Annotated in this window: 1 protein-coding gene and 1 pseudogene; both read left to right on the top strand. The window is 65.6% G+C overall.

What is annotated here, in order from left to right; translation table 11 throughout:
• Window positions 1–350 (top strand): annotated as a pseudogene (locus TQ39_RS21395) (epimerase); the annotation flags it as partial.
• Between the two features lie 2 nt (window positions 351–352).
• Window positions 353–1,386, top strand: a 1,034-nt coding sequence (locus TQ39_RS19845) for a dihydrodipicolinate synthase family protein (RefSeq protein WP_050006808.1), incomplete at its 3' end; no start/stop codon positions are given.

Here is a 1,386-nt window from a genome sequence, read left to right as displayed (position 1 = left end):
CCACGCCCAGCTTCAACTGCATCTGGCAGGGGGACGCCAACGAGGCGGCGCTGCGTCTGCTGGGGCATGCCTCGGCGGAGGTGTTCACGCTGAACGTGACGGGGCCGGAGACCGCGGGCGTACAGGAGACGGCGAAAAAGCTGGGCGCGCTGCTGGGCAGAGAGCCCATATTCACAGGGGAGGCGTCGGACACGGCGTATCTGAACAACGCGGGAAAGATGTTCCGGCTGTTCGGCTATCCCACGGTGCCGCTGGAAACGCTGATCGAATGGCAGGCACAGTGGATTTTGGACGGAGGGCGCGCATTGGGCAAGCCCACGCACTTTGAAGAGAGGAAAGGGAGCTATTGAGTATGGGACGGCATGAAGAAGCGCTGAAGATCCTGCACGGGGGCACGGTCATCCCGGCCATCCCGCTGGTTCTGGACGAAAACCGGAAATTCAACGAGGCGGGCCAGCGCACGCTGATCCGGTATTATCTGGACGCTGGGGTGGGCGGGCTGGCAGTGGCGGTGCACACCACGCAGTTCGAGATCCGCAAACCGGAGGTGGGCCTGTTCGAGCCGGTCCTGCGTGTGACGAAAGAGGAGATGGATGCATACGAGGCGCGCACGGGAAAAACGCTGGTGCGCGTGGCGGGCGCGTGCGGCGAAGCGGAGCAGGCGTGCGCGGAGGCGCGCACGGCAAAGGCGCTGGGGTTCGACGCGGTATTGCTGAGCCCGGGCGGGCTGGCGCACCGGACGGAGGAGGAGATGGTGGAGCGCACCCATGCGGTGGCGGCAGAGATGCCCGTGATCGGGTTTTACTTGCAGACGGCCTGCGGCGGGCGGCGGCTGTCGTATGAATACTGGAAGGCCGTGGCGGACACGCCGGGCGTGGTGGCCATCAAATGCGCTTCGTTCAACCGGTACCAGAGCATCGACCTGGTGCGGGGCGTGGCGTACAGCGCGCGGCGGGAGGAAATTGCGCTGTACACGGGCAACGACGACAACATCGTGGCGGACCTTTTGACGCCGTACCGGTTCCCGGTGGACGGCAAAGAGGTGGAGCTGCGGTTCGTGGGGGGCCTGCTGGGGCACTGGTCGGTGTGGACGCACAGCGTTGTGAAGCTGTACGAAGAGCTGCGGGAATACCGGGACGGCCGCGACATCCCGGCGGAGCTTCTGGCGCGGGGCGCGGCGGTCACAGACTGCAACGGCGTGTTCTTCGACGTGGCGCACAACTTTGCCGGATGCATCCCGGGGGTCCATGAGGTGCTGCGGCGTCAGGGCCTGATGGCGGGCACGTGGTGCCTGGACCCGGACGAGACCCTCAGCGAGGGACAGGAGCAGGAGATAAGCCGCGTGTATGAGATGTACCCTCATCTCAACGACGACGCGTTCGTTGC

This window comes from Ruthenibacterium lactatiformans (assembly GCF_000949455.1).
Classification (GTDB): Bacteria; Bacillota; Clostridia; order Oscillospirales; family Ruminococcaceae; genus Ruthenibacterium; species Ruthenibacterium lactatiformans.
Note: the sequence above shows the minus strand (reverse complement) of the source record. Positions and strands in the feature narration are given on the sequence as shown.